Below are 263 nucleotides of genomic sequence, written 5' to 3' on the forward strand. Positions count from 1 at the left end.
CACAGGAAGGTCAGGTTCTTGATGTTGGTAAAGCCACCTGCTTGCCAGGGGATGAGGTGGTGGACTTGGCAGTAATCAGCTGGTTTGTTGCAGCCTGGTCTTGAGCAGGTGTGGAATTCCGCGTGCAGGCTAAGACGCTGGTTGAGGTTTGCTCCACGTTCTAGCCGCCAAGTGTTGATGGGCCCATCAAGAGGGTGGACGAGGGTGGCGTAGCCTATTTCGGCAAACTTGTGGGTGAGAAACTCTGCGCCTGTCATGCGCGC

The 263-nt window shown here is 56.3% G+C and carries 1 protein-coding gene; it reads right to left on the reverse strand.

Going from position 1 to position 263, the window contains the following annotated elements; translation table 11 throughout:
• On the reverse strand, positions 1 to 263 hold a 263-nt coding region (locus QP363_RS13160), incomplete at both ends, for an HNH endonuclease signature motif containing protein (protein ID WP_284764814.1).

The sequence above is a fragment of the Corynebacterium sp. UMB6689 genome (assembly GCF_030215295.1).
Taxonomy (GTDB): Bacteria; Actinomycetota; Actinomycetes; order Mycobacteriales; family Mycobacteriaceae; genus Corynebacterium; species Corynebacterium aurimucosum.